We start from the raw sequence: 1,998 nt of genomic DNA on the forward strand, positions 1-1,998 counted from the left end.
TCCTTGCCTCACAGAACGACATGGCTACGATCCGACTTGTCGGCTGCGCCGGCGCCGGGACGGGCGCGGGCTCGGGCGCCGGGGTGACGGGGCCGCGCGCGGGCGCGCAGGCGGCGGTCGCGGCGAGGAGGACGGGGGCCCAGCGGCGGATCGACATCACGGCGGACGCGCGAAGGTGCCGGGCGCGACGCTGGGAATCGGCGCCGCGCGGAGGTGAACCCGGGAGTGTGGCGCGCGTACCGCGCGCGCGCCAGCGGGGCGGGACGAGCCGCGTCCGCTCCAGGCCGCTCCGCGCGGCGGCGGCTACCAGGGGCGCACGGCGTCGACGAGGCGCCCGGTGGCCAGCAGCTCGCGCAGCTCGTCGCCCAGCCGCGCGCTGGCGTCGACCGTCGCCTGCCAGCGCCGGATGCGCTCGGCCTCGGGGAACGCGTGGAAGTCGCGCCGGTCGGGGATCTTGCCCCCCGGGAGCGACGCGACGAAGGCGTCCGACGGCGCGACCAGCAGCGCGCGGCGGAAGTTCGCGCCGCGCGCCCGCCGCCAGCGCAGCCCCTTGTCGAACCAGCCGGGGACGACGTGCGCGTAGAAGTGCGGGTAGAGCACGAGCCCCGCCCCCGGCCCGAAGTCGAGGTCGAGGTGGTAGTCGAGCACCCCGCCGTCCCAGTACACGCCGCCGGGCGTCCCCGGGACCTTCACCCCGTCGAGCAGGAGCGGGATCGACCCCGACGCCAGCAGCGCGGCGCGCAGGTTGTCGCGCGTCAGCCGGACGTGCGTCGTCGGCAGGTCGGCGAGGTGCGCGAACGGCGTCGTGTCGCCGGCCGTGTGGAAGATGCAGCGGCGCATCTGCAGGGCCAGCGTGCGGCGCGCCACCAGGTTGCCGGCGGCGGCCAGCGCGAGCCCCGCGGTGAGCAGCAGCCGCCGCTCGCTGGCCGCCAGCCCGCGCCCCTCGGCGGTGATCACGTGCAGCCGCGCCCACGGGTGGGCGAGGATCTCGTCGACGCCGGCGGGGCCGAGCAGCAGGTCGAGGGCGCGCGTGAGGACGTCGGTCACCTCGCGCGTCGACGGGCGCGGCGAGTAGCGCTGCTCGTGCACGTAGGCGTGGTGCCCGCGCGCGAGGGCGGCCACCGGGTCGCGCTGGGCGAGGCACGCCATCCGCCAGGAGCCGATCGACGAGCCGATGCAGTGCAGGGGGCGGTCGCGCGGCGCGCGCAGGAACTCCCCGAACAGGAAGCGGTCGAGCCCCGCCAGCGCGAGCCACTTCGCGCCCCCCGAGGCGCCCGGCAGCACGTCGACGTCGTCGGCGCGCAGCCCGCGCTCGCGGAGGAGCGCGAGCGCCTCGGGGCCGGCGCGGAGGGCGAGGGCGGGGGCGGGGCGGGGCATCGGGTACACGAACACGGGGCGGGCGGCGCAGCGGTAGGGGCGCTGGCGCGTTACTAGCGATGGGAATCGTGAGGGACTGCGGCCAGGGGGCGGCATGGGCGGAGGGGCGGGGCGGGGCACGCGGACGACACACCACGCGGTGCGGAGGCGCCTTGCGCACGAGAACGACCGACCGGAACCACCCGGTGCGGCGCGCGGGGAGCCCGCGCTGATGCCGACCAAGCGTCGTGCGGCCGCCGGGCCGCGATCCGAGGGGCGCGTCGTGGACGACCAGCCGAACGTGGGCGCGCTGCTCGACGCGCTGCGCGCCGTCGCCCGCGAGCTGCGCGTGGCGGAGCGCGAGGCCGAGCAACTGGTGGGGCTGCACCCGGCACAGCTCCACACGCTGCGGCAGCTGGCGGGGCGGCCGGCGGGGTCGCTGGCCGAGCTGGCCGAGCGCACGCACACCGACCCCAGCTCGGCGTCGGTCGTGGTGCAGCGGCTGGTCGAGCGCGGGCTGGTGGAGCGCACCGAGGCGACCGACGACCGCCGCCGCACGCAGCTCGGCATCACCGCGGCCGGCCGCGCGCAGCTGCGCCGCCAGCCGCTCGGCGCCGCCGACCGGCTGGCCGACGCGAAGTC

General features: G+C 78.1%; 2 protein-coding genes. One reads left to right on the top strand and one right to left on the bottom strand.

Going from position 1 to position 1,998, the window contains the following annotated elements; translation table 11 throughout:
* Window positions 1–303 precede the first annotated feature (303 nt).
* Window positions 304–1,377, bottom strand: coding sequence for a patatin-like phospholipase family protein (locus tag PYV61_RS24720; RefSeq protein WP_275836544.1), 1,074 nt, complete (start codon window positions 1,375–1,377; stop codon window positions 304–306).
* Window positions 1,378–1,588: 211 nt separating this feature from the next.
* Between PYV61_RS24720 and PYV61_RS24725 the strand changes: the two genes are divergently transcribed.
* Window positions 1,589–1,998 (top strand): MarR family transcriptional regulator (locus PYV61_RS24725; RefSeq protein WP_275836545.1); only part of this gene is annotated, 410 nt, incomplete at its 3' end.

The sequence above is a fragment of the Roseisolibacter sp. H3M3-2 genome, from assembly GCF_029211165.1.
GTDB lineage: Bacteria > Gemmatimonadota > Gemmatimonadetes > Gemmatimonadales > Gemmatimonadaceae > Roseisolibacter.

Excerpts from the sequence above, each read along its gene's own strand:
- PYV61_RS24720 (WP_275836544.1), bottom strand. The coding sequence starts at position 1,377 with ATGCCCCGCCCCGCCCCCGCCCTCGCCCTCCGCGCCGGCCCCGAGGCG.